We start from the raw sequence: 25,894 nt of genomic DNA on the forward strand, positions 1-25,894 counted from the left end.
TGGCCGGCGCCGGGCGATCCGTCGACTACCCGGCCGGCGATGCGAGCCGAGCCCCTGGCCCCGGTCAGGACCGGACTGCCGCCACTATCTCCTTCGTCGTCACCACCCGGGCGAAGCCCCCGCCGTGCAGCGTCACGGCCGTCGCCCGCGCCAGTTCGTCGGCCGTCAGGTGCCAGCCGAACGGGCCGGTCTCGTCGAAGGTGTATGTGGCGTCGAAGGCGAACAGGACGTCGTAGCCGAGGTTGCCGCCCATGCGGGCGGTCGTCTCCGCGCACATGTTGGTCTGGATTCCGGCGACGGCGATCTGGGTGATGCCGGCGGCCTTGAGCCAGGCGTCCAGGTCCGGGGTGCCGTAGAACGCCGAGTTCACCGTCTTGGTGATGAACAGTTCCGGGCCCTTGCCCAGTCCGCGCCGCTGCTCGACGTACTCCTTGAAGTCGTTGCCCTGCTGTCCGGGCCGCAGCGGCGAGTCCGGCTTGGTCGAGTCGTGGCGTACGAAGACGACCGGGCGGCCGGTGTCCTGCCAGGTGGCGATGAGGGAGGCGATGTTCTCGTCGGCGGCGGGGTTGTTGCGTGGGCCCCAGGACTCCGGTTCGTCGAAGCCCTGCTGTACGTCCACCACTACCAGCGCCGCGTTCTCTGTGATCTCCATGGGGACCATCGTGCCGCGATCCGCACGTTCGGCCCAGGAGGCAGGAAGCCAGCGTTCGATGGTTTACTGCCAGAGTGGCTCAGTCGACGACACAGTCTCATCGCATCGCCCTCCTCGCCTTCCCCGGCGTCCGGGCCTTCGACGTCAGCGTGATCACCGAGGTGTGGGGGGTGGACCGTACCGACCGTGGCGTACCCGCGTTTGACCTGCGACGGGTCGCCGTCGACCCCGCTCCCGTGGCGATGCTCGGTGGGCTCGCGGTCACTCCGGACCGGACGCTGGCGTGGCTGCCCAGGGCCGAGCTGATCGTGGTGCCGGGGCTCGATGATCACGTGACGCTCGCGCCCGAACCCGTACTGGAGGCGCTGCGGCGTGCCCATGCCCGGGGGACGACCATTGCGGCGCTGTGCGGCGGCGCCTTCACGCTGGCGCAGGCGGGGTTGCTGGACGGCCGGCGCGCGCTGACGCACTGGAATCTGATCGACCAGTTGCGGCAGCGGCATCCGGGGGTGCGGGTCGAGCAGGACGCGTTGTTCGTCGAGGACGGCAACATCTGGACGGCCGCGGGGACGGCCGCCGGGATCGATCTGTGCCTGCATCTCGTCCGTACCGCTCATGGTGCGGAGGCCGCGGCGGCGGTGGCCCGTTCGATGGTGACGGCGCCGTTCAGGACCGGTACCCAGGCGCAGTTCATCGAGCATCCGGTCGCACCGGCGGACCCGGACGCCGACGCGCTGGCCGCCGTACGGGAGTACGCGCTCGGGCATCTCCACGAGCCGCTCACCGTGCCTCGGCTCGCCGCCCGTGCCGGGATGTCACCGCGTTCGTTCGCGCGGCACTTCGTGGCGGCCACCGGGTCAACTCCGGTGCGCTGGTTGCTGGATCAGCGCGTCGCGGCCGCGCAGAGGCTGCTGGAGGGGACCGGCCTGGCCATGCCCGAGGTGGCCCGCCGGGCGGGCTTCGGCAGTGAGGTCACGATGCGGCAGCACTTCGCGACGAGGCTGGCGACGAGCCCGCGCGCGTACCGTGCGTCGTTCGCAGGGGCAGGCGGAGAGGGCGAGGGCGGGGGAGGCAGGGGCGGGGCGTAGGGACGGTGGGTGCCCCTGCCTCCCACGAGACGGGCCGACGGTGCCGGGAGGTCGTCGGCCCGAGCGCGGTGGGGCGTTACGTGTGGCTGACCTGGAGTTCCTTGACGCCGTTGAGCCAGGCCGAGCGGAGGCGGCGGGGGTCGCCGGAGAGGCGGAGGTTCGGCATGGCGTCGGCGATGGCGTTGAAGATGAGGTCGATTTCGAGGGTGGCGAGGGACTTGCCGAGGCAGAAGTGCGGGCCTCCGCCGCCGAAGCCGAGGTGGGGGTTGGGGTCGCGGGTGATGTCGAAGAGTTCCGGCCGGTCGAAGACTTCAGGGTCGTTGTTGGCGGAGGAGTAGAAGATGCCGACGCGTTGGCCCTTCTTGATCTGCTGTCCGCCCAGTTCGGTGTCCTGGGTCGCGGTGCGCTGGAAGGAGACGACGGGGGTCGCCCAGCGGACGATCTCCTCGGCGGTCGTCTTCGGGCGCTCGCGCTTGTAGAGGTCCCACTGGTCGGGGTGGGTGAGGAAGGCGTGCATGCCGTGGGTGATGGCGTTGCGGGTCGTCTCGTTGCCGGCGACGGCCAACAGCAGGACGAAGAAGCCGAATTCGTCGGAGGCCAGGTTGCCTTCGTCCTCCGCCGCCACCAGTGTGCTGACGATGTCCTTGGCCGGGCACTGCTTGCGGTCGGCGGCCAGGTTCATGGCGTACGAGATGAGTTCGGTGGCCGACTCGGCGCCGACCTCCTCGGTGATCGCGTACTCCGGATCGTCGTACGCCACCATCTTGTTGGACCAGTCGAAGATCTTGGCCCGGTCGTCCTGCGGGACGCCGATGAGCTCCGCGATGGCCTGGAGGGGCAGTTCGCCGGCGACCTGGGTGACGAAGTCGAAGGCGCCGTCGGGGCCCGCGCCCGCGAGCGCGCTCTCGACGATCGAACCGGCCCTGGCGCGCAGGGCGTTCTCCAGTGAGCGGATCGCGCGCGGGGTGAAGCCGCGCTGCACGATCTGGCGGACCCGGGTGTGCTCGGGCGGGTCCATGTTGAGCATGATCAGCCGCTGGACCTCTATCGTCTCGCGCCGCATGTGCTCGTTGAAGCGGATGACGGCGGTGTTGAGGAACGAGGAGAAGAGCTCGGGGTGCGTGGAGACATACTTGACGTCCGCGTGCCGCGCCACGGCCCAGTAGCCGTCGTCCTCGAAGCCCGCGATACCGGGCTGTTGGGGGATCCAGTGGACCGGTTCGGTCGCGCGCAGCTCGGCGAACTCCGGGAGGGGCACGCGGTGGTGCAGCAGATCGGGGTCGGTGAAATCGAACCCGTCGGGCAGCGCTGGACAGGGCATCGGCAACTCCCGCCGTTCAGACGGCCTTCTGGTCTTCTCGGTAGACCCTGACGGTTCTGACTCTTCTGACGGCCCATCAGGGACTGGAAACTGCCGTGAAGGTAGTAACGGGTTCTATAACTCGCAAGGGGCACGACAGCCCGAATCGCGTGCGGGATTCGTACGGAACGCGACTTCCACGGCTGCACGACCCTTGCGGCACCGGGGGTTCGCTCAGCAGACTGCACACAGAACTAGAACGCGTACTAGTTCGGCGCGGCGGGTGGCCGGGACGCCCGCGCCGCGCGGGTGGACAGGCCCAAGGAGAGGACGAGCCCCCATGGTCGCGGAACCCGTCATCGTCGAAGCCGTACGCACCCCCATTGGCAAGCGCGGAGGCGCGCTGGCCAATCTGCACCCCGCCTACCTCCTGGGCGAGACCTACCGTGAACTCCTAGGTCGCACCGGGATCCAGGCCGACTGTGTCGAGCAGATCGTCGGCGGCACGGTGACCCACGCCGGCGAACAGTCCATGAACCCCGCCCGTATCGCCTGGCTCACCATGGGCCTGCCGTACGAGACCGCCGCGACGACGGTCGACTGTCAGTGCGGCTCCTCGCAGCAGGCCTCGCACATGGTCGCCAACATGGTCGCGGCGGGCGTCATCGACGTCGGGATCTCCTGCGGCGTCGAGGCGATGTCGCGGGTGCCGCTGGGGTCCGGGTCCAAGCACGGGCCGGGCAAGCCGTTCCCCGACGAGTGGAACGTCGACCTGCCGAACCAGTTCGAGGCGGCGGAACGCATCGCGCGCAATCGCGGTCTGACCCGCGAGAACGTGGACTCGCTCGGGCTGATCTCGCAGGAGCGCGCTGCCAATGCCTGGTCCGAGGAACGCTTCAAGCGCGAGACCTTCGCCGTACAGGTACCCACGACGGAGGAGGAGCAGCGGGCGGGCCAGGGCATGTGGCGCCTCGTCGATCGCGACGAAGGTCTTCGCGACACGTCGATGGAGGCACTGGCGAAGCTGAAGCCGGTCATGCCCACGGCCGTCCACACGGCCGGCAACTCCTCCCAGATCTCCGACGGCGCCTCCGCGATCATGTGGGCGTCCAAGCGGATGGCCCGCGCGCTGAAGCTGCGCCCGCGGGCGCGGATCGTCGCCCAGGCGCTGGTCGGCGCCGACCCGCACTTCCATCTCGACGGGCCGATCGACGCGACGCGCGCGGTGCTCGGGAAGGCCGGCATGTCGCTGAACGACATCGACATCGTCGAGATCAACGAGGCCTTCGCGTCAGTGGTGTTGAGCTGGGCACAGGTCTTCGAACAGGACCTGGAGAAGGTCAACGTCAACGGCGGCGGGATCGCCCTCGGGCATCCGGTGGGGGCGACGGGGGCACGGCTGATCACCACGGCCTTGCATGAACTGGAGCGGCGGGACAAGGAGTTCGCGCTGGTGACGATGTGCGCGGGCGGGGGACTGGCCACCGGGACGATCATTCAGCGGTTGTAGTCGAGACGCATTCAGCGGTGGTAGTCGAGACGCCGTGAGCGCGGCCGGGGTGGCCGGCTCGCATCAGCCGGCCGGGCGGTCGTCAGCCCGGTCGGCGTACTCCTGCGAGCTCGGTCGGCGTAGTCCCGCGATGAGGAGTCCGACGAGTCGACGGGCGTCGTAGTGGGGGTCGTTGTGGGCGCCGACGCAGAGGTTTCCGACGCCGCGCATGAGCTCGTAGGCCTGTACGTCGGAGCGGATCTCGCCGGAAGCGGCTGCTGCGTCCAGTAGTTGGGTGCAGACGGGCACGAGGCGGTCGAGGAAGTAGGTGTGCAGCGTTTCGAAGCCGGCGCTGTCGGACTGCAACGCGGCGGCGAGTCCGTGTTTGGTGACCAGGAAATCCACGAAGAGGTTGATCCATTGCCCCAGTGCGGCGTGCGGGGTCGCGCTGGTCGCCAGCAGGGCCGGTCCGGCCTCGGCGCAGGCGTCGACCTGGTGCCGGTAGACGGCGATGATGAGATCCGCGCGGGTCGGGAAGTGGCGGTAGATCGTGCCGAGGCCGACACCGGCCTTGGCCGCGATGTCGCGTACCGGCGCTTCCACGCCTGAGGTGACGAAGACCGCGGCGGCCGCGTCGAGCAGGGTCTCCTTGTTGCGCCGGGCGTCCTTCCGCTTGGACGGGGCTGCTGTGTGCCCGGCTCCCTCTTCGCTGTCGTTCACCGTGCCGTCGCTCCTTGGTCTTTTCTCTGTCGCTCGCCCGCCGTCGCTAACGGGACTTGGTTCCGTCAGCTCGTGATGCCACGGCGCCTCCCGATCTTCTCAGGTCGGTGACAGCTTCGGGTGTGAGCATGGACGGCGCCCCGGCGGGAGTGTTCCCGGCGGCGGCCGTAATGCTTTTAAGTGGAGGTTCTAATGCGTTCCTACCGAGCTGTGTCCCTGCTGACCACCGTTCTGGCGGCCGGAATGGCGACGACGCTCGCGGTGGCCCCCGCGTTCGCGGTCACCGCACCGCTGTCCCACCCGACGGTGGTCGCGCACTTCGACGTCGCGACCAAGCAGCAGCCCGAGAACATCACCGTGGAGCCGAACGGTTCCGCCGACGTCACCTTCGCCAGGGCCCGGCAGATCGCCCACATCGACAAGGACGGCAAGGTCACGGTCCTGGCGACGCTGCCCGCGGCCACCACGGGAACGGCGTCGGCGTCGGGCATCGTCCGCACCTCCGACGGCACGCTGTACGTCAACTACAACGCCGGTGCGAACTCCGGCATCTACCGGCTGCGGCCGGGCGGCACGCCTGAACTGATCGCCTCCCTTCCCGATGTCGGCGCCCTCAACGGACTCGCGCTCGACCAGAAGACGGGCACCCTCTACGCCACCGACTCCAAGAAGGGCGGGGTCTGGCGGGTCTCGCTGAAGACCGACAAGGTGGACCTCTGGGCCTCGGGTGAGCAGTTCGATCCGGGTGCCGCCGGAATCGCCTCCAACGGCATCAAGGTGCACAACGGCGCGGTGTGGGTCGGCAACACCGACCAGGGCACCCTGACCCGTATCCCCATCCGCGCCAACGGCAGCGCCGGCACCTTCACGACCGAGGCCACCGGGCTGACCGGCATGGACGACTTCGCTTTCACCGGCAAGGGCGACACCATACTGGCGGCGATCAACGTCGCGAGCGAGGTCTACCTGGTGAAGCCCGACGGCACCCACACGACCGTGCTCACCAGCGCCGACGGGCTGTCCAACCCGACCTCGGTCGCGGTACGGGGGAACACCGCGTACATCGCCAGCGGGGCGTACTTCACGGCGACGGATCCGAACCTGCTGGAGGCGCAGATCTCGCACTGACCGGGTCTCGGGCTGACCAGGTCTCCTGTCGGTCGGTCACCGCTCCCGGCCCGACGCGGTCGCGGCGAGCAGCGCCACCGCCACAGCGGCGATCAGGAGCGGAATCCCCAGACCGTGGTGGAGCACCAGCCACGCGCCGAGCAGCGCTCCCGCGAGCAGCGCGAGCACCGAAGCGGCTCGGCGCGGGGCCCGGGTGCCCTTGCCGCCGGTCAGGTGGGAGTCCGAGACGAGGCCGGTCAGGGTCATCGTCATGACGGTGGTCGTCAGGTCGGGTACGCCGAGCTTGCGTACGGTCGCGTTGCGCAGACCCATCGCGAGGGCGGTGAGGGCGATGACCGCGTACGTCGTACCGGTCGCGCCCGGGGCCGCGAAGGCCGCCGCCGACGCCGCGCCCACCAGCACCGCCTCCGCGGCGAGGATCACCCGGGCCCAGGTCCGCCGCGAACCGCCGCCGAGCCACGTCGCGACGCGCCCTCCGGCCATCGCACCCACCAGGAAGCAGCCCAGCGACGTCGCCGTATGCGACACCGAGAACCCCGGCGCTCCGGCAGCGGCGAAGCCGAGCACGACCACGTTGCCGGTCATGTTCGCCGTGAAGACGTGATGCAGCCCCAGATAGCTCACCGCATCGATCAGCCCACTGACCACCGTCAGCACGAGCAGCACGACAACCAGGGGCAGGCCACGGGCTTCGGGATCGCGGGTCGGTGGCTGAGCGCTCACGGGTCCAGTTGACCATGGGCGTGGCCGTTGGGCATGTACTGGTGCGAGGATCGGCACCTCGTGAAACACGGTCTTGGGTGGGATCCGGTGTTGTTCAGAATTCTGGGCGTGACCCCGAAGAGGGAACACTTCGTCGAGGTCGACGAAGACATCCCCATGACCGTCCAGTGGGCGGGTTACGCATCCCTTCGGGAAGCTCCGCGATCCGTCGTGCTGGACGCCGGGGCGTCCTTGGTCGAGGTCAAGACGGACCGGGACACCAGTGAAGTGGTGGAACTCGTACTGATCGACATCGCTCGGCCGGAGAGCCGCGAGGCGCCGCTGGATGCTCCAGGGGTCTTGGATCCGGGTGTTCCGCTGGTGGTATTCGACGAGTCCTCCCAGCCCCAGGACCGTTCCGCCGGCGGGGTTCGCCTGTACGCGGACGGGGTGCGGATCCGCCTGGGGGAAGGGCACGCGGCGAGGGGAGTCGGCGACTCGGGCGCGGTCTTTGGATTCTCGGATCCGGGCCACTGGATCAAGTTCGACGTGCGGCTCGATCCTGACCGTATGGCTCGGCTGCGGGCACTGTGCCGTGCTGGAGACGCATGAGTGTTTCCGTGGACCTGCAAGTGTTTCTGCGGGTCGGGAACGACAGGGCGTTGAGCAGGGTCGTTTCCCTGATCCGCCAAGCGTGCCCGCTGGAACTCGGCGACGCGACCGCCGAGCGGTACTGGAAGGATCCGAGGCTGCGGGACGTCCGCTTCTCTGTCGCTGTTCCGCCGGGATCGACCGCGGACATGGTCTTCGAGGTCCTGCGGGCGGCCTGGTCGCTGGGCGAGCCTTGGGGCGTTTCGAGCATCGGGCAGCCGGACACTCCGGGATGGGAACTCGTGGCGATCGCCGACCAGGGCAGTGCTCGTTTCGGTGTGCCGGGCCTGGAATGGGCGCGGTTCAGTCTTCTGAGCGGGTGAGGCCCTCGCGGGGCCTTTCGTGGGTGTGTGAAGGCGGCGGCCCCCCGGGGATCGGGGGCCGCCGCCTTTCGTGTGTGGGGTGGCTTAGTACCAGCCGTTGGCCTGCCAGAAGTTCCAGGCGCCGACGGGGCTGCCGTAGCGGTCGTTCATGTAGTTGAGGCCCCACTCGATCTGGGTCTCGGGGTTGGTCTTCCAGTCGGAGCCTGCGGAGGCCATCTTCGAGCCGGGCAGGGCCTGGACCAGGCCGTAGGCGCCGGAGGAGGAGTTGGTGGCGTCGATGTCCCAGCCGCTCTCGTGGTCGACGATCTTGCTGAACGCGCTGTACTGCGAGGCGTCCGGGATCATCTTGTGCGCGATCGTCTTGGCGGAGGAGGCCGAGGTGGTCGCAGCCTGGGCCGGAGCGGCGGTCAGCACCATGCCGGTCGTGGCGGCGGCCAGGGCGACGACGGTGAGGGCCTTCTTCGGGGAAGCGATGCGACGGATGGCGGAGACGGACACGGAGAACCTTTTTCTTCGGGGACAAGGAGTCGTCGTACGCATGCCGGAGCCACGCGGTGCGTGGTGGGAATGCGGCGGCGCCGAGGCCCGGGTGGGCTCGTCGGCGCCTGGCGACTGCTCCAGAGAAACAGGCTGGAGGTCCGTCCGCAATGACCCCTTTTACTAGTGGTGGTCGCATGCGAGTAGAAAGTGCCTTGTGTGATCTGGCTCTCAAACCCCAGGTCAGAGGGGTTAGCGCCGCGTACATGTCATGACTTTCGACTACTACCGCGCCTCGTATGTGACCAAGGTCCTGTGGGCCGCCTCACTCCCGGGGTGACGGACGGCGTGCGCGTGTGCACGGCGTGCTGCCGGACGGTGTGACGGGCGTCGCAGACCGGCCGGATTCGGACGTGACCGGGGTCTCGAAAGCGACCCGGCGCAGGGCCTTGCGCCCGGTGAGGCCCGGGTAGGTTCGGCCCATGAGGTCAACGGGGAGACTGCTCGGCTCGGGGCGTTCGGCGGACGTCTACGAGATAGACGAGGCGTGGGTACTGCGGCGGGACCGCGTGGGATGGGGCGACGCCACCGCAGAGGCCGCGGTGATGGCACACGTACGAGGTCACGGCTTTCCGGCGCCGGGTGTGCGGCTGGCGACCCGCACCGACCTGGTGATGGAGCGGCTGTCCGGGCCGACCATGCTGGAGGCGTTCGCCGCGGGGCAGCTCGACCCCGAGGAGGCCGGCGTCACCCTCGCCCGGCTGCTGCGCGCCCTGCACGCCGTTCCCGCCCGGCTCTCCGTCGACCCCGCCGTCCGGATCCTGCACCTGGACCTGCACCCCGACAACGTGATGCTCACCCCCGAGGGCCCCAAGGTCATCGACTGGGCCAACGCCGAGGAGGGCCCGCCCGGACTCGACTGGGGTATGTCCGCCGTGATCCTCGCCCAGGTCGCCGTAGGCGGTGACCCCTACGCTCAGGTGGCCCGCGAGACGCTGGCCGCGATGCTCGGTGACGGCACACCGGGCGTGACCGACACCGGCCTCACGGAGGCGAGGCAGCGACGGGCGGTCAATCCGACGATGAGTGAGACCGAGGTCCAGGTCCTGGGCGAGGCGGAGGAGTTGGTCCGTACGCTGCTGCCGCCCTCTTGAGGATCTACCGATCTACCCGTCCTTGAACTTCAAGGGCGCGCGTACCGGGACGGTGGCTGCCGTGGGCTGCAACAGGACGAGGGCGAGGTCGTCGGTGGGGGCGGCGCCGGTGTGGGTGGTCAGGCGGGTGTAGAGGGTGTTCAGGGCCTCGTCGGGGAGGGGCTCGCGCAGGGCCAGGGCGGCTTCGCCCAGGAGGGCGAAGGGGGTGCCCTCCGGATCGCGGGCCTCGGTCAGGCCGTCGGTGTAGAGGAGGAGACGGTCGCCGGGCTGGAGTCGTACGCGGTACTGGCGCGGTTCCGGGCTCAGCCCCAACGGCGTTGTGGGGACCACAGGTTCGAGGAACTCGACCCGGTGGCCGGAGCGCAGGGGCGGCGGATGGCCGCAGTTGACGAGCCGCACCTCACCGGGTGCGAACTCGGCGAACACGGCGGTGACGAAGTCCTCGGGGCCCAGCTCCGGGGCCAGCCGCGTGTCGAGGGCGCCGGCCAGGACGGTCAAGGTGGGCGCGGTGTAGGCGAGTTCACGGAAGGCCGCGATCGTGTCGGCGGTCAGCCGGACGGCGTCGAGGCCGTGGCCGCGTACGTCACCGATGAGGACACGCAGTCCGTACGGGGTCACCGCGACGTCGTACAGATCGCCGCCGACGGACGACTCGCGGGCGGCGCTGTGGTATCGGGTGCACACCTGAGTGCCGTCCAGGGTGCGGGAGATGGGGCGCAGAATCGCCTCCTGGGTGATCCGGGCCACCTCGCGGGCCTGGGCGAGTGTCTTGGTGAGGCGCTCGCGCTGCCGGGCCGCGTACACGGTGAGGGCGCAGCCGAGCAGCAGCCCGCACCACCGCACGCCGAACTCGAAACCCGGCACCGCGCTGTCGCCGATGCCCATCGCCAGGCCCAGCGCCGCCGACCAGCAGCAGACCACCACGGTGTGCCGCACCCCGGACGTGACACACGCCAGCAGTGGTCCGATCAGCAACAGCGTTATGAGCGGCGGTACTTGCGAGACGAGCAGATCCGGCAGGGCGATCAGCAGACAGGCGACCAGCGGGGCAAGCAGCAGCCGGCGGGCCCGCCACTCCGCCCCGAGCGGCACCGGCAGCGGTCGCCGCACGTGTTTCCCGACGCCCGGCGGGGGCGCCAACAGCTGTGCGGGCCTTTCGGTGGGCTGGGCCGGCAGCCACCGTGTCGGCCTCTCCTCGCCCCCGTCCCAGTCCCCGCCGCCTCCGCCTGTGGCGGCCATCCGCTCCCCAGCTCCCTCTCGTCCGTCACTCACGCACCCGACAATCATCGAATATCGGCCTCTTCATCCTCGCCAACGGGGAGTTGATCGCATCTAGTCGAAAGGTGCCCGGAATTGATGGAGCCCTGTCGTCTTTCTGTCCGAGTTGTCGGACATCGGCAACGGGTGGGTGTGATCAGGTCAGACTGGTCGATGTCCGACGAGGCGAACGTCAGTGTGTCCGACGAGACGAACATCGGTGTGTCCGACGAGACGAGACGGCATGAGCACCAGCCCAGCGCGGGACGAGCCCGAGATGAGTGAGAGCGGAGGCCGGCCCGCCCAACCCGGTAGTCCCGGCGTTCCTGCCCATCCCGGCATTCCCACCCATCCCGGCAATCTGCTCCCGGAGACACGGAGTTTCGTCGGGCGGACCGAAGAACTCGCCTGGCTGGACGGGGAGTTGGACCCCGGGATCGGTGTCGGCCGACTGGTGAGCCTCGTCGGAGTCGGCGGGGTCGGCAAGACGCGGCTCGCGTCGCGGGCCGCGGCCCGGGTCCGGGACGCGTACCCCGACGGCGTCTGGCTGGTGGAGCTCTCCGCGCTGCACACCGCGGGCCTGGTGGGCCTGGCCGTCGCGGAGGCGCTGCGGCTCGCCGACCAGTCGACGGGCCCGGTCACCGAGGTGGTGGCCGAATGGGCCAAGGACAAGCGGCTGTTGCTGATCCTCGACTCCTGCGAACACGTCCTCGCGGACTGCGTGGCGCTCGCCGAGACCCTGCTGCCCGTCCTGCCGGGGCTGCGCGTCCTCGTCACCAGCCGGGAGCAGCTCGGCCTGCCGGGTGAACGCGTCCTGTACGTGGATCCGCTGCCGGTCGCCGACGACGCGGTGGCCCTGTTCGCCGAACGCGCGGCCGCCACCGGATTCACGCTCGACGACACCAACCGGCCGGTGGTGGAAGCCGTCTGTCGCCGCCTCGACGGCATCCCGCTCGCCATCGAGCTCGCGGCCGTCCGTCTCTCGGAACTCTCCCTTGCCGAACTGGACGGCCGCCTCGGCGAACATCTGACGTCCCGCCTCGACGTGCTGGGCCCGCGGGACGAAGACCCAGGGCGCGGTGACGCGCAGCGTGGTGACCCGCGGCACGGTGGCGCGCGGCACGATGGCGCCCAGGACCGCGAAGGACCGTCCCGCCAAGGACCGTCCCAGGAAGGACCGCCCTGGGAAGGACCACCCCGTCACCACACCCTCCGTACGGCCATCGGCTGGAGCCATGAGCTGTGCGAACCGCTGGAACGGCTGCTGTGGGCCCGCCTCTCGGTGTTCGCCGACGGCTTCTGCGTGGGCGCCGCCGAGGAGGTATGTGCGGGCGGCCCGCTGCCCGCCCGGCGGATCGCCGGGCTGCTCGCCCGGCTCGTCGAGCAGTCCATCGTGCGACGCCACCGCACCGACCCGGCCCGCTTCCAATTCCTGGACACCGTGCGGGAGTTCGGCGCCGACTGGCTGCGCGCACTCGGCGAGGAACGCGCCGTACGCCTGCGCCACCGTGACTACTACCGGCGCCTGGCCCGCGAGGGCTGCGCCGAGTGGAACACCGGACGCCAGGTCGCCTGGTGCGAGCGCGTCCTCACCGAACACGCCAACCTGCGCGCCGCCGTGGACTGCGCGCTCACCGAACCCGACAGCAGCGTCGCCCTCGAAATGGCGGCCGACGTCGGCTTCCTCTGGCGGCACTGCGGCTATCTGCGCGACGCCCAGCACTGCCTGGACCTGGCGCTCGCCACCGACCCGGCCCCCGGACCCGACCGCACCCGCGCACTGTGGGCACGCGGCGCGGTCGCACTGCTCCAGGGCGACCTGCTGGTCGGGGCCGACTGGGCGGTGCGCTGCGCGGACGCGGCGAAGGCGGCGGGCGACCCGGTGGCGATGGTGGCCGCGGCCTACCTCACCGGCGGCCAACTCGCCCTGACAGGACGGCTTTCCGAGGCGATCGACATACTGTCCGCCACCCCCCGACTGCCAGTCCGGGAGGACGGGTACGGCGCCGCCCAGCTCCAGGTCCGCGTGGCGCTTTCCCTCTCGTACCTGCTGCGTGGCGACCACGGCCGGGCGCGTGCGGTGGCCGAGGAGGTGCACGAGGCCAGCGTGGCGTGCGGCGAATCGTGGGTGGGCGCCTTCGCCGACGGCATCGTGGCCCAGGCGGATCTGGCCCGCGGCGACGTCCGCGCGGCGGTCGGCAACGCCCGCACCGCCCTGGCCGGGCACGGTCTGATGCACAACACCGTCGGCGCGGCCATGGCCCTCGACGTGCTGGCCGCCGCCGTCGTCGCGGCCGGCGACGGCCCCCGCGCCGCCCGCCTCCTCGGCATCGCCGCCCACGTCTGGGAACTCACCGGCCGCGCCCAGATGGACTCACCCGACCTCATCGCCACCCGCCGCTCGCACGAACTCCGCGTCCGCGAGGAGATCGGCGCAACGGCGTACAAGAAGGCGTACGAGGAGGGGCGCACCCTGCGGTACGAGGAGGGCCTCGACTACGCGGTCCACGGCCGCTGACGGGCCGACGGCGGCGTCGCGGCGGTTATGCGGCCATGGCGACGGCGGCGTCGCGGCGGTTATGCGGCCATGGCGACGGCGGCGTCGCGGCGGTTATGCGGCCATGGCGACGGCGGCGTCGCGGCGGCCATACGGCCACGGTGACCGCGGAGTCGCGGTGGCCATACGGGCCACGGCGACCGCAGACTCGCGGGTGGTTATACGGCCACGTACGTCACCGGATCACTCCCCGTCACGGCCTCCGCCCGCCCAAGTTTCACCAGCCGTCGTACATGGGCCTCCGCCTCGGAGACGGCGATGGTCCGGGACCCGTAGGGGATCTGGTCCCAGGGCCGGTTCCATTCCATGCGTTCGGCGAGCTGCCAGGGCGTGAGCGGAGCCGAGAGGAGCGTGAGGAGGCCGGTGAGGCGGTCCTCGTGGTGGTCGAGCAACTCCCGTACGCGGGCAGGGGCGTCGGCGAACGCGTGCTGGTGGGCCGGCAGGACCTCCGCGGGGGCGAGGCGCCCGACGCGCTCCAGGGAGTCCAGGTAGTCGCCGAGGGGGTCGGTGACGGTGGCGTCGTCCGGATCCTCGTACAGGCCGATGTGCGGAGTGATCCCCGGGAGGAGGTGATCGCCGGAGAACAGGCGCCCGTTGCCCGGGAGTTGGGCGGGGTGGGTCTCCTCCAGGTGGAGGCAGACGTGGCCGGGGGTGTGGCCGGGGGTCCAGATCGCGCGGAGGTGGCGGCCGGGCAGTTCGAGGAGTTCGCCGGGGACGATCTCGCGGTCGGGGAGTGCGGGGGAGTAGCCGGGCAGGGCGCCGGGGCGGGCCCTGCGCAGGGGTGCCAGGTGCTCCTCGGGCGCGCCGGCGGCCGTCAGCTTCGCCGTCATGTACGAGTACCACTGCTCGGGCCGGTTCTCGCGTGTCCGCCGTACGACCGAGGCGTCCGCCGCGTGCATCGCGAGCCACGCCCCGGACGCCTCCCGCACCTTGCCCGACAGGCCGTGGTGGTCGGGGTGATGGTGGGTGATGACCACGCCGTGCACCTCGGCGACGGAGGTGCCGCAGGCGGTGAGCCCCTCGGCGAGGGTGTCCCAGGAGGTGGGGTCGTCCCAGCCGGTGTCGATCAGGACGGCGCCGCGGTCGGTGTCGACGACGTACACCAGCGTGTGGCCAAGGGGGTTGTCCGGGATGGGGACCTTGATCGACCGTACGCCCCCGCCGTGATCGGTCACCTGGTCCGTCACCTGCGTCATGGGCTTCCACCAATCGCCGCGTCCCGGGTGCCGGGTACCGGCCAACTATAACTAGAACCAGTTCCGATGGGAGCCCGAGCAGACTGTCTGCCCGAAGAGCCCGAAGAGTCCGACCCGTGGACTCCACTGACTGGAACTGGTATCAGTTCTAGTCATCTGATGCATCGTCAGAGAACGTCAGAGAACGTCTCCGGGGAGGCAGTCGGCCATGACCGAACTCGTGGAACACGGACAGCTGTTCATAGGAGGGGAGTTGACGGACCCCCTGGGCAAGGACGTCATCGAGGTGATCTCGCCGCACACGGAGGAGGTCATCGGGCGGGTGCCGCACGCTTCGACGGCGGATGTCGACCGGGCCGTCGCCGTCGCGCGGCAGGCGTTCGACGAGGGGCCCTGGCCGCGGATGAGCCTCGACGAGCGGATCGAGGTGGTGACGCGGATCAAGGACGGGATCGCCGTACGGCACGAGGAGATCGCCCGTGTCATCTCCTCGGAGAACGGCTCCCCGTACTCCTGGAGCATTCTCGCGCAGGCCCTCGGCGCGATGATGGTGTGGGACGCGGCGATCACGGTCGCCCGCGGCTTCACGTACGAGGAGACGCGCGACGGAGTCCTCGGGAGGATCCTCGTCCGGCGTGAGCCGGTGGGTGTGGTGGCGGCCGTGGTGCCGTGGAACGTGCCGCAGTTCGTGGCCGCCGCCAAGCTCGCGCCCGCGCTGCTGACCGGCTGCACCGTCGTACTGAAGCCGTCGCCCGAATCGCCCCTGGACGCCTACCTGTTGGGGGAGATCGCGAGGGATGCCGGGCTGCCGGAGGGCGTGCTGTCGATCCTCCCGGCGGACCGCGAGGTGAGCGAGTACCTGGTCGGGCACCCCGGGATCGACAAGGTGTCCTTCACGGGATCCGTCGAGGCGGGCAGGCGGGTGATGGAGGTCGCCTCGCGCAATCTCACCCGCGTGACACTGGAGTTGGGCGGCAAGTCGGCGGCGGTGGTCCTGCCGGACGCGGACATCGCGACGTCCGTCCCCGGCATCGTCTCGGCGGCCTGGATGAACAACGGCCAGGCGTGCGTCGCCCAGACCCGCATCCTCGTGCCGCGCTCGCGCTACGACGAGTTCGCGGACGCGTTCGCGACGGCGGCGAGCGCGCTGGTCGTCGGCGATCCGCTGGACCCGGCGACCCAGGTCGGCCCGCTGGTCGCCAAACGGCAGCAGCAGCGCAACCTCGACTACATCCGTATCGGCCAGGAGGAAGGCGCCAAAATCCTCACCGGCGGCGGACGTCCGCCCGGCCTCGACCGCGGCTGGTACGTCGAGCCGACCCTCTTCGGCGACGTCGACAACTCCATGCGGATCGCCCGCGAGGAGATCTTCGGACCGGTGATCTGCCTTCTCCCGTACGGCGACGAGGCCGAGGCCGTGAAGATCGCGAACGACTCCGACTACGGGCTCAGCGGCAGCGTGTGGACGGCGGACGTCGCGCACGGCATCGACATCGCACGCCAGGTTCGTACCGGCACGTACTCCGTGAACACCTTCAGCCTCGACATGCTCGGCCCCTTCGGCGGCTACAAGAACTCAGGCCTGGGGCGGGAGTTCGGCCCCGAGGGCTACGGCGAGTTCCTGGAGCACAAGATGATCCACCTGCCGGCCGGCTGGGAGGCGTAGGGATGGGTGACCGCTGGCAGGTCGAGGTCGACCGGTCCGTCTGCATCGGCTCCGCCCAGTGCGTGCACCTCGCCCCGGACGCGTTCCGCCTCGACACCGGCAGGCAGTCCCACCCGGCCGACCCGGAGCCCGACGCCAACGAGAAGATCCTGGAGGCGGCGGAGGGCTGCCCGGTGGAGGCGATCATGATCACACTGCTGGGGAGCGGGGAGCCGGTGTTCCCGCCCGAGGAGTAGCCGCGTCAGATGAATCAGTGCCGGTCGTCCGGGTCCGTCAGGTCGATCAGCCGGCAGACCGTCTCGATGTCGATCTTCACCTGGGCGATGGAGGCGCGGCCGGAGAGCCAGGTGATGAGGGCCGAGTGCCAGGTGTGTTCGATGACGCGGACCGCGGAGAGCTGGGCGGGGGTCGGGTCGTCGAGGCCCATCGCGTCGAGGATGATCACCGTGGTCATACGGGAGACCTGGTCGACCTCGGGGCTGACGCTGCGGTCCGCGAAGGTGAGCGCGCGGACCATGGCGTCGGCGAGGTGCGGTTCGCGCTGCAGGGCGCGGAAGGCCCGCATCAGGGTCTCCGCGACGCGCTCGGCCGCCGTGTCCCCGGACGGCGGCTTCTTCCGCAGCGTGCCGTGCATGTGCTCCAACTGGTCCTGCATCGTGGCGACCAGCAGATGGACCTTCGACGGGAAGTAGCGGTAGAGCGTGCCCAGGGCGACCTGCGAGGACTCCGCGACCTCGCGCATCTGCACCGCGTCGAAACCGCCCCGGCTGGCCAGCTGCGCGCTCGCGTGCAGGATCCGGCGGCGGCGCGCCTCCTGCCGCTCGGTGAGCGGGGGAGAAGCGGGGAGCGCGGTGGAGTACGAGAGGGGGCGAGGGGGCTGCCGCGCGGCGGGGTGCGACTCGGGCCGCGAGTCGGTTCGCGAGTCCGGACGCGACTCTGCTCGCGAGTCCGGTCGTGCGTCTGTTCGCGCGCTGTTCGTGTCCGCCTTGGCTTCCGCAGGCATGGTTCCCGTTCCGTGACATTCCGTGACATCAGCGAGAGGAGTGGCGAGTCGGCACGGCAGGGTTCACGAGCGTCGCGTGGACCGGGCGACCAGGCCACGCGGTCGTGGCGTGAATCACCTGATCCACCGCTCACAGCGGGGCTACCTGCCGGTAGATTCAAAGCTCCTTGAACGATCAAGTCTGAAACTTGTTCTAGATTAGCGTCCCGGCGTAATCTCGCGGGAATGTGCAGGGAGAAGGGGGCCGAGAGTGACCGCTGAGGCCATGGAGGCGGGCCCCGGCGAGGGCGCGGCCGCCGACGGCGAACGACCGTTGCGCATCGCGCTTCTCACCTATAAGGGGAACCCGTTCTGCGGCGGCCAGGGTGTGTACGTACGACACCTCTCGCGCGAGCTCGCCCGACTCGGACACCATGTCGAGGTCATCGGCTCCCAGCCGTATCCGGTGCTGGACGAAGGCCTTCCCGCCCTGAGCCTCACCGAGTTGCCCAGCCTCGACCTGTACCGCCAGCCGGACCCCTTTCGCACCCCGAAGCGCGGCGAGTACCGGGACTGGGTCGACGCGCTGGAGGTCGGCACGATGTGGACCGGCGGCTTTCCCGAGCCGCTGACCTTCTCGCTGCGCGCCCGGCACCATCTCCTGGCCCGGCGCGGTGAGTTCGACGTCATCCACGACAACCAGACGCTGGGGTACGGGCTGTTGGGGGATGTCGGTGCCCCGCTGGTCACCACCATCCACCACCCCATCACCGTCGACCGGCAGTTGGAGCTGGACGCCGCCGAGGGCTGGAAGCGGCGCATGTCCGTACGCCGCTGGTACGCCTTCACCCGCATGCAGAAGCGTGTCGCGCGCCGACTGCCGTCCGTGCTCACCGTCTCCGGTACGTCACGCCAGGAGATCGTCGAGCACCTCGGCGTACGCGACGACCGTATCCACGTCGTCCACATCGGCGCGGACACCGACCTTTTCTCGCCGGATCCCGCGGTGCCTCAGGTGCCGGGCCGGATCGTCACCACCTCCAGTGCGGACGTACCGCTCAAGGGGCTCGTCTTCCTCGTCGAGGCGCTCGGGAAGGTGCGCACCGAGCACCCCGGCGCGCACCTCGTGGTCGTCGGCAGGCGCGCCGAGGACGGGCCCGTCGCCCAGGCCATCGAGCGGTACGGCCTCGAAGGCGCCGTCGAGTTCGTCAAGGGGATCTCCGACGCCGAACTCGTCGACCTCGTACGGTCGGCGGAGGTCGCCTGCGTGCCCTCCCTGTACGAGGGGTTCTCGCTGCCCGCCGCCGAGGCGATGGCGACGGGGACGCCGCTCGTGGCCACGACCGGCGGTGCGATCCCGGAGGTCGCAGGGCCCGACGGGGAGACCTGCCTCGCCGTACCCCCCGGTGACTCGGGGGCGCTGGCCACCGCCCTGAGCCGGGTCCTCGCCGACCCCGAACTCCGCGCCCGCCTCGGCTCCGCCGGACGCACACGCGTACTGGACCGCTTCACCTGGGCCCGCGCCGCCGAGGGCACGGTGAGCCACTACCGCGAGGCAATGACCCGCTCCGCGGGCGGTTCCGCGCCGGGCGCTCTCGCGACAGCCGCCCCGGCGACGGGTACCCGCGTGACAGCCGCCGGGGCGGCACCCCCCGCACCCACCACCCCCGACCGCGAAAGCAGGGCCACGTGCTGACCGTCGACTTCTCCCGGTTCCCGCTCGCCCCGGGTGACCGCGTACTGGACCTCGGGTGCGGTGCCGGCCGGCACGCGTTCGAGTGTTACCGGCGCGGTGCCCAGGTGGTCGCGCTGGACCAGAACGGCGAGGAGATCCGCGAGGTCGCCAAGTGGTTCGCGGCGATGAAGGAGGCGGGCGAGGCGCCCGCCGGGGCCACCGCGACGGCCATGGAGGGCGACGCCCTGGCGCTTCCCTTCCCCGATGAGTCCTTCGACGTCGTGATCATCTCCGAGGTCATGGAGCACATCCCGGACGACAAGGGCGTACTCGCCGAGATGGTCCGGGTGCTCAGGCCGGGCGGCCGCATCGCGATCACCGTCCCGCGCTACGGGCCCGAGAAGGTCTGCTGGACACTGTCCGACGCGTACCACGAGGTCGAGGGCGGCCACATCCGCATCTACAAGGCGGACGAGCTGCTGAGCAAGATCAGGGAAGCCGGGCTCAGGCCGTACGGCAGCCATCACGCGCACGCCCTCCACAGCCCCTACTGGTGGCTGAAGTGCGCGTTCGGCGTCGACAACGACAAGGCGCTGCCCGTGCGGGCGTACCACAAGCTCCTGGTCTGGGACATCATGAAGAAACCGCTCGCCACCCGGGTCGCGGAGAACGCGCTGAACCCGCTGATCGGCAAGAGCTTCGTGGCGTACGCGACCAAGCCGCACCTGCCGGTCGAGTCCGCGGAATCCGTCGAGTCGGCCGAGGTCGTCGAGTCCGCGGAATCCGTCGAGTCCGCCGAGGTCGTCGAGTCCGTCGAGGTGGCCGGCCGGTGACGACTCCCCGGACAGAACACCTCGTCCTGCCCGGGGTCCTCACCGCCGAGGAGGCTGCCGCCACGGTGCGCGGGATCCTCGCGGTGCAGCGCCCGGACGGTGCCATCCCGTGGTTCCGCGGGCATCACCTGGACCCGTGGGACCACACCGAGGCCGCCATGGCACTGGACGCGGCAGGCGAGCACGAGGCGGCGGAGCGCGCCTACGAGTGGCTCGCGCGACATCAGAACCAGGACGGGTCCTGGTACGCGGCCTACGCCGACGGGGACTTCGCGGACGTCACCGACCGCGGCCTGGAGACCAACTTCTGCGCGTACATCGCGGTGGGCGTCTGGCACCACTACCTTGCGACGGGCGACGACACGTTCCTGGACCAGATGTGGCCGACCGTCTACGCGGCGATGGAGTTCGTACTCCGGCTCCAGCAGCCCGGCGGGCAGATCGGCTGGAAGCGCGAGGACGACGGACGTGCCGTCAACGACGCGCTGCTGACCGGGAGTTCGTCGATCCACCACGCGTTGCGCTGCGCGCTCGCCGTCGCCGAGCAGCGTGAAGAGCCGCAGCCTGACTGGGAGTTGGCGGTGGGCGCGCTGCGCCACGCGATCAGCCGGCACCCCGAGCGGTTCCTCGACAAGGACCGCTACTCGATGGACTGGTACTACCCGGTGCTCGGTGGTGCGTTGACCGGCGCCGAGGCCAAGTCCCGTATCGAGGAGGGCTGGGACCGGTTCGTGGTCCCCGGGGCCGGCGTCCGCTGCGTGGTCCCCAACCCGTGGGTGACCGGCGGCGAATCGGCCGAACTCGCCCTGGCGCTCTGGGCGGTGGGCGAATCGGACCGTGCCCTGGAGATCCTCCAGTCCATCCAGCACCTGCGCGACCCGAAGACCGGCCTGTACTGGACCGGCTACGTCTACGAGGACCAGGCCATCTGGCCCGAGGAACTCACCAGTTGGACAGCCGGTTCGCTCCTGCTGGCCGTCGCCGCACTGGGCGGTGACGAGCCCACCTGCGCCGTCTTCAGCGGCGAACGACTCCCGGCAGGCCTGGACCCCGACTGCTGCCGGTGAGTCGGCAGGGCGGTCGGGGCCGAGGTCGCGAGGGTCCTGGTACTTCTGCTCTTCTCACTCTTCGTTCTCAGTACCGGTGCATACGGTTGGCGATGGCATGGCCTATGAAGAGGTACACGACGGCTGCGAGGCCGTAGCCCGCGACGACGCGCGCCCACTCCTCGTCGAACGTGAACAGGTCGCGGGACCAGCCCGCCAGCCACGCTGCCACGTTGTGGACGAACTGCACCAGGTCGTTGGCGCGGTTCGCGTCCAGTAGGTACATCAGGATCCAGACCCCGAGTATGAGCGCCATCACGTCTGCGACGACCGCGATGACCCTCCCCGCTTGGTTGGAACCGTTGCGATTTCGAGAGGACATGACACCCGTGTTGCCCGAGAACGGTGTATGAAACCCGAACGGTTTCCCCCAAGTGGCGCAACCGCGGGGGCCGGGTGACGCTGCTGGTAGAGCCGTGTTCTCCCGGGACCGGGGAGAGCCGTTCCCTTTCCGGAGGATCCCGTGCCCGTACCGATACGGCGCCTGATCGTGGCGCTCACCCTCTGCTGCGCCCTGCTCGCGGGTGCCACCGCGTGTGGGAGTGGCACCAGTACCGAGGACACCGCCGCCGTGGTCGCGGCCGCCACTCCGACACCGACCGGCTCGGCCGAGAAGCAGAAGTTCGCCAAGACCCGTTTCGTGGCGAACGCGGGGCTCGCGGCCGGCGCCACCTACCAGTGGATCGTGAAGCCCTGGAAGGCCGGCAAGTTCAAGAAGGGCGCCGACGGACGCAGGCTCGCCCTGATCAAGGCGGGCCTGGCGGGCGCGTTCACGTACAACCGCCTCAAGGCCGCGACCAAGAACGCCCAGGGCGACCCGACGCTCGCGAAGGCCGTCGCCCCGCTCTCCGTGGGCATCGACGCGCTCAAGGACCTGCCGTCCAAGCTCCGCAAGGGCGACTCGACGGACTCGGTCGTCGGCTCCTTCGACGACATCATCAACAATGTGAAGGACGCAGGGAAGGGCGCGGGCGCCGAGGTCACGGACAAGGTTCCGTCCGCGTCGCAGCTGAGCGGCGGCTAGGAGCCGGGCGGCGACTGGGAGTTGAGCCGCGGCTGGGAGTCGGGCGGCGACCGGGCGTTGAGTCGCGACTAGGAGTTGAGCTCGGCAAGTACGCGGAGTGTGTGCGGGTCGGGGGAGAGGACGAGCAGGTCGGTCACCGGACCCTTTCGCCACAACTCCAGGCGCTCGGCGATGCGTTCACGCGGGCCGACGAGTGAGATCTCGTCGGCGAAGGCGTCGGGCACGGCGAGTACGGCCTCCTCGCGCCGCCCCGCGAGAAACAGCTCCTGGACGCGCCGGGCCTCCTCCTCGAAGCCCATCCGTGCCATCAGATCGGCGTGGAAGTTGCGGGCCGCGTGCCCCATCCCGCCGATGTAGAAGCCGAGCATGGCCTTGACGGGCAGCAGCCCTTCGGCGAGGTCGTCGCAGACGTGGACGCGGGCCATGGGGGCGATGAGGAAGCCCTCGGGCAGTTCGGTCAGCGAGGCCTCGTACGCCTGCGGGCGTGTCGGCGACCAGTACAGCGGCAGCCAGCCGTCCGCGATGCGGGTCGTCTGTGCGATGTTCTTCGGGCCCTCGGCGCCGAGCAGGACGGGCAGTTCGGCCCGCAGGGGATGCGTGATGGACTTGAGCGCCTTGCCGAGCCCGGTGCCGTCGGCGCCCCGGTACGGGTGGGAGTGGAAACGCCCGTCCAGCTCAACGGGGGCCTCGCGCCTGAGGACTTGGCGTACGACGTCGACGTACTCCCGGGTCGCGGTCAGCGGCGACTTCGGGAACGGGCGCCCGTACCAGCCCTCGACGACCTGCGGTCCCGAAAGCCCGAGGCCGAGCATCATGCGCCCGCCCGAGAGATGGTCGAGGGTGAGCGCGTGCATCGCGGTGGTGGTGGGGGAGCGGGCCGCCATCTGCGCGACGGCCGTGCCGAGCCGGATGCGGGACGTCTGCGCGGCGATCCAGGTCAACGGGGTGAAGGCGTCGGACCCCCAGGACTCGGCGGTCCATACGGAGTGGTAGCCGAGGCGTTCCGCTTCCTGTGCGAGCGGTATGTGGTCGGCGGAGGGGCCGCGGCCCCAGTAGCCGAGTGCGAGACCGAGCCGCATGTCTCCTCCAGACGCCCTGTTCTGACGGTGTGTCAGATGTCGGCCGGGTGAGCGTACGACAACGGCCCCCCGCCGGGAAGGGCGAGGGGCCGTGCTGGACCGTAGTGCGCGTCAGCCGCGCTGGATCCCCGACGTGTCCTGCAGAACACCACGACGGCCGTCCTGCGTCTGCGCCACCAGGCTCGGGCCGCGCTGCTCGACGGCCAGGTACCAGGTGCCCGGCGCCAGTTCGGCGATCGGCGTCGGCGAACCGTCCTCCGCGTACAGCGGACGCGGCACCGGCACCGCGAACCAGAACGGGGAGAAGTCCCCGGCCGGCTGCTGCACCTGCGGAGTCGGCGCCTGCTGCGGCTGGCTGGGCTGAGCGCCGAACGGCTGGCCCGTCTGCGGCTGGGCGCCGTAGGGCTGGCCGGGCTGCGGGGCACCCGCGCCCGGGTAGCCGTATCCACCCTGGGGCTGACCGCCGTAGGGCTGCGGGGCGGCGGGCTTCGGGGCGGGGAGCAGAGCGCCCTTCAGGGCCGGGACGAGGGGGGTCGCGATGGCGCCGCCGGCGAGGATCAGGGTGGCGATGAAAATAAGGATCAGGCCGATGCCGGCGCTGACGCCGCTGTCCGTGGCAGGACCGACGTTGTCCGTGCCGCCGAGCGGGTCGAAGAGGTTCCCCAGCGCGGTCCAGGCGGCGAAGACCGTGAACGCGACGCCGAACGGGCCGAGGTCCAGGCCGACGACCTTGGGAGGCTGCGGAAGACCGTGGGAGACCACGATCAGCGCGGCGCCGATGATGCCCGCAAGGACGACGCCCATCAACAACGGCCCGCTCTGCCACGCATTCGGGATCTCGTAGTCGTCGGGGGCCCCGTCGATGGAGTAGATGGCGAAGAACGAGGCGATGAGGAGCAATACCGCTGCTCCGATCACCACGCCGTCGCCTCGAGTGAGGGAGCGGATATTCACTTCAGGTCCTTCGTCAGTCGTCTCGTCATCGGTGGAGGCGTCGCTGCCACCATGCCGCCGTGAGGCCGTGGTGTGAAGCGCGGGGGTGGCCCCTCATCGTAGGGACGACACTATCGCCCGCCCCACCAGGGTGTCCGCCGGGTTGAGCGCACTGATCGTCACCCGCGCAGGAAACTCACGATTCCCTCAGAGATCCCACGTGCCGCCTGCTGACGCCAGGCGCCGCTGGTCAGCAGTGCCGCGTCCTTGCTGTCGCGCATGTTGCCGCACTCGATGAACACCTTGGGAACCGTTGACAGATTGAGACCGCCGAGATCCGTCCGGACGTCGAGGCCGGTGCCTTCGCCGATGTAATTGGAGGGCGCGGTGCCCGTCTCGCGGGCGAAGTCGCCCGCGATGCGCTCGCCGAGTTCGCGGGACGGGGCGACGATCGGGCGGGTGTCGGCGGCGCCGTCGTGGACGGGCCCGGGAAGGATCACGTGGAAACCGCGGTTGCCGACGGCCGAGCCGTCCGCGTGGATCGAGACGGCAGCGTCGGCATGCGCCTCGTTGCCGATCTCGGCCCGCTCGTCGATGCACGGGCCCCAGGAACGGTCACCGTCCTGGGTGAACTTCACCGTGGCGCCCTGCTGTTGCAGGATCGTACGCAGCCGTCGCGAAACGTCGAGCGTGAACTGCGCCTCCGCGTAACCCGCGTTGGTCGCCGTTCCCGTCGTATCGCATTCCTTCGAGTTCGTGCCGATGTCCACCTTGCGGTTGATCTCGGCCGTGTGCTGGAAGTTGCCGGGGTTGTGCCCCGGGTCGATGACGACGACCTTGCCCTTGAGGGGGGTGGCGGCGGGCGCGGACGACGCGGGGCTCGCTTCCTTGGCGTCGTCGGTGCTCGACGCCTCCGGGGATCCGGCGGCGGAGGGGGCAGACCCCCGCGCCTGCTGCGACGCGCCCCCGCCCCCGGAGTCGTCACCCACCGCCTGCCACACCAGCCATCCGGCCAGCGCACCCGGCACCAGCGCGGCGACTGCCACGGTCAGCGGCCGGCGCCAGGGACGGCGCGGCCGGGGAGGATCGAAGTCGGGGCCCACGTACGACACGGGTGCCACCCTACGGGGCGCCGCTCCACATGATCCGCGGGGTGCCCGGGACGGCGGGCCCCTCGTGATCCGCTTGGCGGAACTACTCCTTGCGGCCCGTTGCCGCGACCGTCACGCCGAGACCGATCATCGTGAGCCCGCCGATTCCCCCGACCATGGCGAGCCGCCGCGGCGAACCGGCGAACCAGCTGCGCATGGTCGCCGCGACCAGCCCCCACACACTGTCGGAAACCACCGCGATGAGATTGAAGACCAGACCGAGCAGCAGCATCTGAGCGGTGACGTGCCCCTGGCTCCGGTCGACGAACTGAGGCAGTACGGCGGCGAAGAACACGATGGTCTTGGGGTTGGCCACACCGACCGCGAACCCCTCCCACAGCGTCCGCAGTCCGCCGTACGCGGGGCCGTCAGCGGTGAACGCGGCGTGCAGCGAACGGCGTTGGCGTACCGCCTTCACACCGAGGTACACCAGGTAGGCGGCGCCCACCAGCTTCAGCGTCGTGAAGACGAGGACTGAGCGCTCCACCACGGCACCGACGCCGAGAGCCACCGCCACGACGAGCAGGTACGCCCCGAGAGTGTTCCCCGCGACCGTCGTCAGCGCGGCACGGCGCCCCTGCGCCAGCGCACGCCCGATCACGAACAGCACACTGGGGCCGGGTATCACGATCAGCAGGAACGACATGGCCGCGAAGGCCAGCAGTCGGTCGGCAGGCACCATGCGGCCCATGGGAGCACGGAGGCCGCACCCTCCTCCAGCCCTTTTCCGACCGGTGAGCGCTGAGGGAGC

At 70.3% G+C, this 25,894-nt stretch carries 26 protein-coding genes; 13 read left to right on the forward strand and 13 right to left on the reverse strand.

The window, feature by feature from the left end; all coding sequences use genetic code 11:
• Positions 1-64: 64 nt before the first annotated feature.
• Complete coding sequence (locus AB0N66_RS26640; RefSeq protein ID WP_365439575.1) at positions 65-652, reverse strand: cysteine hydrolase family protein; 588 nt, start codon at positions 650-652, stop codon at positions 65-67.
• Positions 653-726: 74 nt separating this feature from the next.
• On the opposite strand from AB0N66_RS26640, the gene AB0N66_RS26645 reads away from it, so the two are divergent.
• Positions 727-1,740, forward strand: coding sequence for a helix-turn-helix domain-containing protein (locus AB0N66_RS26645; protein WP_365439577.1), 1,014 nt, complete (start codon positions 727-729; stop codon positions 1,738-1,740).
• A 76-nt stretch (positions 1,741-1,816) separates the two neighbouring features.
• Here AB0N66_RS26645 and AB0N66_RS26650 read toward each other — a convergent pair whose 3' ends face one another.
• Positions 1,817-3,061 (reverse strand): cytochrome P450, encoded by a 1,245-nt coding sequence (locus AB0N66_RS26650; RefSeq protein WP_365439579.1) that lies wholly within the window; start codon positions 3,059-3,061, stop codon positions 1,817-1,819.
• Between the two features lie 319 nt (positions 3,062-3,380).
• Between AB0N66_RS26650 and AB0N66_RS26655 the strand changes: the two genes are divergently transcribed.
• On the forward strand, positions 3,381-4,550 hold the full coding sequence (locus AB0N66_RS26655; RefSeq protein ID WP_365439581.1) for a steroid 3-ketoacyl-CoA thiolase: 1,170 nt from the start codon (positions 3,381-3,383) through the stop codon (positions 4,548-4,550).
• 63 nt (positions 4,551-4,613) lie between these two features.
• Here AB0N66_RS26655 and AB0N66_RS26660 read toward each other — a convergent pair whose 3' ends face one another.
• Positions 4,614-5,249, reverse strand: coding sequence for a TetR/AcrR family transcriptional regulator (locus tag AB0N66_RS26660; protein ID WP_365439583.1), 636 nt, complete (start codon positions 5,247-5,249; stop codon positions 4,614-4,616).
• Positions 5,250-5,441: 192 nt separating this feature from the next.
• On the opposite strand from AB0N66_RS26660, the gene AB0N66_RS26665 reads away from it, so the two are divergent.
• Entirely contained in the window at positions 5,442-6,377 is a 936-nt protein-coding gene (locus AB0N66_RS26665; protein WP_365439585.1) for a hypothetical protein, read from the forward strand.
• Positions 6,378-6,413: 36 nt separating this feature from the next.
• Here the strand turns inward: AB0N66_RS26665 and AB0N66_RS26670 are convergent, their stop codons facing one another.
• Positions 6,414-7,100, reverse strand: coding sequence for a YoaK family protein (locus AB0N66_RS26670; RefSeq protein WP_365439586.1), 687 nt, complete (start codon positions 7,098-7,100; stop codon positions 6,414-6,416).
• 108 nt (positions 7,101-7,208) lie between these two features.
• Here AB0N66_RS26670 and AB0N66_RS26675 point away from each other — a divergent pair, with 108 nt between their 5' ends.
• Both AB0N66_RS26675 and AB0N66_RS26680 read left to right on the forward strand, forming a co-directional pair.
• Complete coding sequence (locus AB0N66_RS26675) at positions 7,209-7,691, forward strand: hypothetical protein (RefSeq protein ID WP_365439588.1); 483 nt, start codon at positions 7,209-7,211, stop codon at positions 7,689-7,691.
• Positions 7,688-8,053 (forward strand): hypothetical protein, encoded by a 366-nt coding sequence (locus AB0N66_RS26680; protein WP_365439590.1) that lies wholly within the window; start codon positions 7,688-7,690, stop codon positions 8,051-8,053. The genes AB0N66_RS26675 and AB0N66_RS26680 overlap by 4 nt, the downstream gene beginning before the upstream one ends.
• A gap of 84 nt (positions 8,054-8,137) precedes the next feature.
• On the opposite strand, the gene AB0N66_RS26685 is transcribed toward AB0N66_RS26680, so the two are convergent.
• Positions 8,138-8,551 (reverse strand): transglycosylase SLT domain-containing protein, encoded by a 414-nt coding sequence (locus tag AB0N66_RS26685; protein WP_365439592.1) that lies wholly within the window; start codon positions 8,549-8,551, stop codon positions 8,138-8,140.
• Between the two features lie 461 nt (positions 8,552-9,012).
• Between AB0N66_RS26685 and AB0N66_RS26690 the strand changes: the two genes are divergently transcribed.
• Positions 9,013-9,684 carry a phosphotransferase gene (locus AB0N66_RS26690; RefSeq protein WP_365439594.1) on the forward strand — a complete coding sequence of 224 codons (672 nt, stop codon included), beginning with the start codon at positions 9,013-9,015 and terminating at the stop codon, positions 9,682-9,684.
• 12 nt (positions 9,685-9,696) lie between these two features.
• Here AB0N66_RS26690 and AB0N66_RS26695 read toward each other — a convergent pair whose 3' ends face one another.
• Complete coding sequence (locus tag AB0N66_RS26695) at positions 9,697-10,923, reverse strand: PP2C family protein-serine/threonine phosphatase (protein ID WP_365439596.1); 1,227 nt, start codon at positions 10,921-10,923, stop codon at positions 9,697-9,699.
• Between the two features lie 262 nt (positions 10,924-11,185).
• Here AB0N66_RS26695 and AB0N66_RS26700 point away from each other — a divergent pair, with 262 nt between their 5' ends.
• On the forward strand, positions 11,186-13,459 hold the full coding sequence (locus AB0N66_RS26700; protein WP_365439598.1) for an NB-ARC domain-containing protein: 2,274 nt from the start codon (positions 11,186-11,188) through the stop codon (positions 13,457-13,459).
• A 197-nt stretch (positions 13,460-13,656) separates the two neighbouring features.
• Here AB0N66_RS26700 and AB0N66_RS26705 read toward each other — a convergent pair whose 3' ends face one another.
• Entirely contained in the window at positions 13,657-14,694 is a 1,038-nt protein-coding gene (locus AB0N66_RS26705; RefSeq protein ID WP_365439600.1) for an MBL fold metallo-hydrolase, read from the reverse strand.
• A 208-nt stretch (positions 14,695-14,902) separates the two neighbouring features.
• On the opposite strand from AB0N66_RS26705, the gene AB0N66_RS26710 reads away from it, so the two are divergent.
• Together AB0N66_RS26710 and AB0N66_RS26715 are read left to right on the forward strand one after the other, a co-directional pair.
• The gene (locus AB0N66_RS26710) at positions 14,903-16,360 is read left to right on the forward strand and encodes an aldehyde dehydrogenase (protein WP_365439602.1); all 1,458 of its coding nucleotides are present in this window, start codon (positions 14,903-14,905) and stop codon (positions 16,358-16,360) included.
• 2 nt (positions 16,361-16,362) lie between these two features.
• On the forward strand, positions 16,363-16,596 hold the full coding sequence (locus AB0N66_RS26715; protein ID WP_365439604.1) for a ferredoxin: 234 nt from the start codon (positions 16,363-16,365) through the stop codon (positions 16,594-16,596).
• Positions 16,597-16,610: 14 nt separating this feature from the next.
• On the opposite strand, the gene AB0N66_RS26720 is transcribed toward AB0N66_RS26715, so the two are convergent.
• Complete coding sequence (locus tag AB0N66_RS26720) at positions 16,611-17,363, reverse strand: TetR family transcriptional regulator (protein ID WP_365439606.1); 753 nt, start codon at positions 17,361-17,363, stop codon at positions 16,611-16,613.
• A gap of 250 nt (positions 17,364-17,613) precedes the next feature.
• On the opposite strand from AB0N66_RS26720, the gene AB0N66_RS26725 reads away from it, so the two are divergent.
• From AB0N66_RS26725 to AB0N66_RS26735, 3 genes are read left to right on the forward strand one after another with little or no spacing between them, the layout of a single operon-like run.
• The gene (locus AB0N66_RS26725) at positions 17,614-19,038 is read left to right on the forward strand and encodes a glycosyltransferase family 4 protein (protein WP_365439608.1); all 1,425 of its coding nucleotides are present in this window, start codon (positions 17,614-17,616) and stop codon (positions 19,036-19,038) included.
• A complete protein-coding gene (locus AB0N66_RS26730; RefSeq protein WP_365439610.1) occupies positions 19,032-19,850 on the forward strand; it encodes a class I SAM-dependent methyltransferase in 819 nt (272 codons plus the stop codon). The genes AB0N66_RS26725 and AB0N66_RS26730 overlap by 7 nt, the downstream gene beginning before the upstream one ends.
• Positions 19,847-20,917, forward strand: a complete 1,071-nt coding sequence (locus AB0N66_RS26735) for a prenyltransferase/squalene oxidase repeat-containing protein (protein ID WP_365439612.1) — start codon at positions 19,847-19,849, stop codon at positions 20,915-20,917. The genes AB0N66_RS26730 and AB0N66_RS26735 overlap by 4 nt, the downstream gene beginning before the upstream one ends.
• 67 nt (positions 20,918-20,984) lie before the next feature.
• Here the strand turns inward: AB0N66_RS26735 and AB0N66_RS26740 are convergent, their stop codons facing one another.
• Positions 20,985-21,278, reverse strand: coding sequence for a hypothetical protein (locus tag AB0N66_RS26740; RefSeq protein WP_365439614.1), 294 nt, complete (start codon positions 21,276-21,278; stop codon positions 20,985-20,987).
• A gap of 141 nt (positions 21,279-21,419) precedes the next feature.
• Here AB0N66_RS26740 and AB0N66_RS26745 point away from each other — a divergent pair, with 141 nt between their 5' ends.
• A complete protein-coding gene (locus AB0N66_RS26745; protein WP_365439616.1) occupies positions 21,420-21,980 on the forward strand; it encodes a hypothetical protein in 561 nt (186 codons plus the stop codon).
• 68 nt (positions 21,981-22,048) lie between these two features.
• Here the strand turns inward: AB0N66_RS26745 and AB0N66_RS26750 are convergent, their stop codons facing one another.
• The 4 genes from AB0N66_RS26750 to AB0N66_RS26765 all read right to left on the reverse strand — a co-directional run bounded on the left by AB0N66_RS26750 (position 22,049) and on the right by AB0N66_RS26765 (position 25,825).
• Positions 22,049-23,059, reverse strand: coding sequence for an LLM class F420-dependent oxidoreductase (locus AB0N66_RS26750; protein ID WP_365439618.1), 1,011 nt, complete (start codon positions 23,057-23,059; stop codon positions 22,049-22,051).
• Positions 23,060-23,170: 111 nt separating this feature from the next.
• A complete protein-coding gene (locus AB0N66_RS26755) occupies positions 23,171-24,013 on the reverse strand; it encodes a DUF5336 domain-containing protein (RefSeq protein WP_365439620.1) in 843 nt (280 codons plus the stop codon).
• Between the two features lie 158 nt (positions 24,014-24,171).
• A complete protein-coding gene (locus AB0N66_RS26760) occupies positions 24,172-25,104 on the reverse strand; it encodes an N-acetylmuramoyl-L-alanine amidase (protein ID WP_365439622.1) in 933 nt (310 codons plus the stop codon).
• Positions 25,105-25,186: 82 nt separating this feature from the next.
• A complete protein-coding gene (locus AB0N66_RS26765) occupies positions 25,187-25,825 on the reverse strand; it encodes a LysE family translocator (protein ID WP_365439624.1) in 639 nt (212 codons plus the stop codon).
• Between the last annotated feature and the right edge of the window lie 69 nt (positions 25,826-25,894).

The sequence above is a fragment of the Streptomyces sp. NPDC093544 genome (genome assembly GCF_040683495.1).
Lineage (GTDB): Bacteria > Actinomycetota > Actinomycetes > Streptomycetales > Streptomycetaceae > Streptomyces.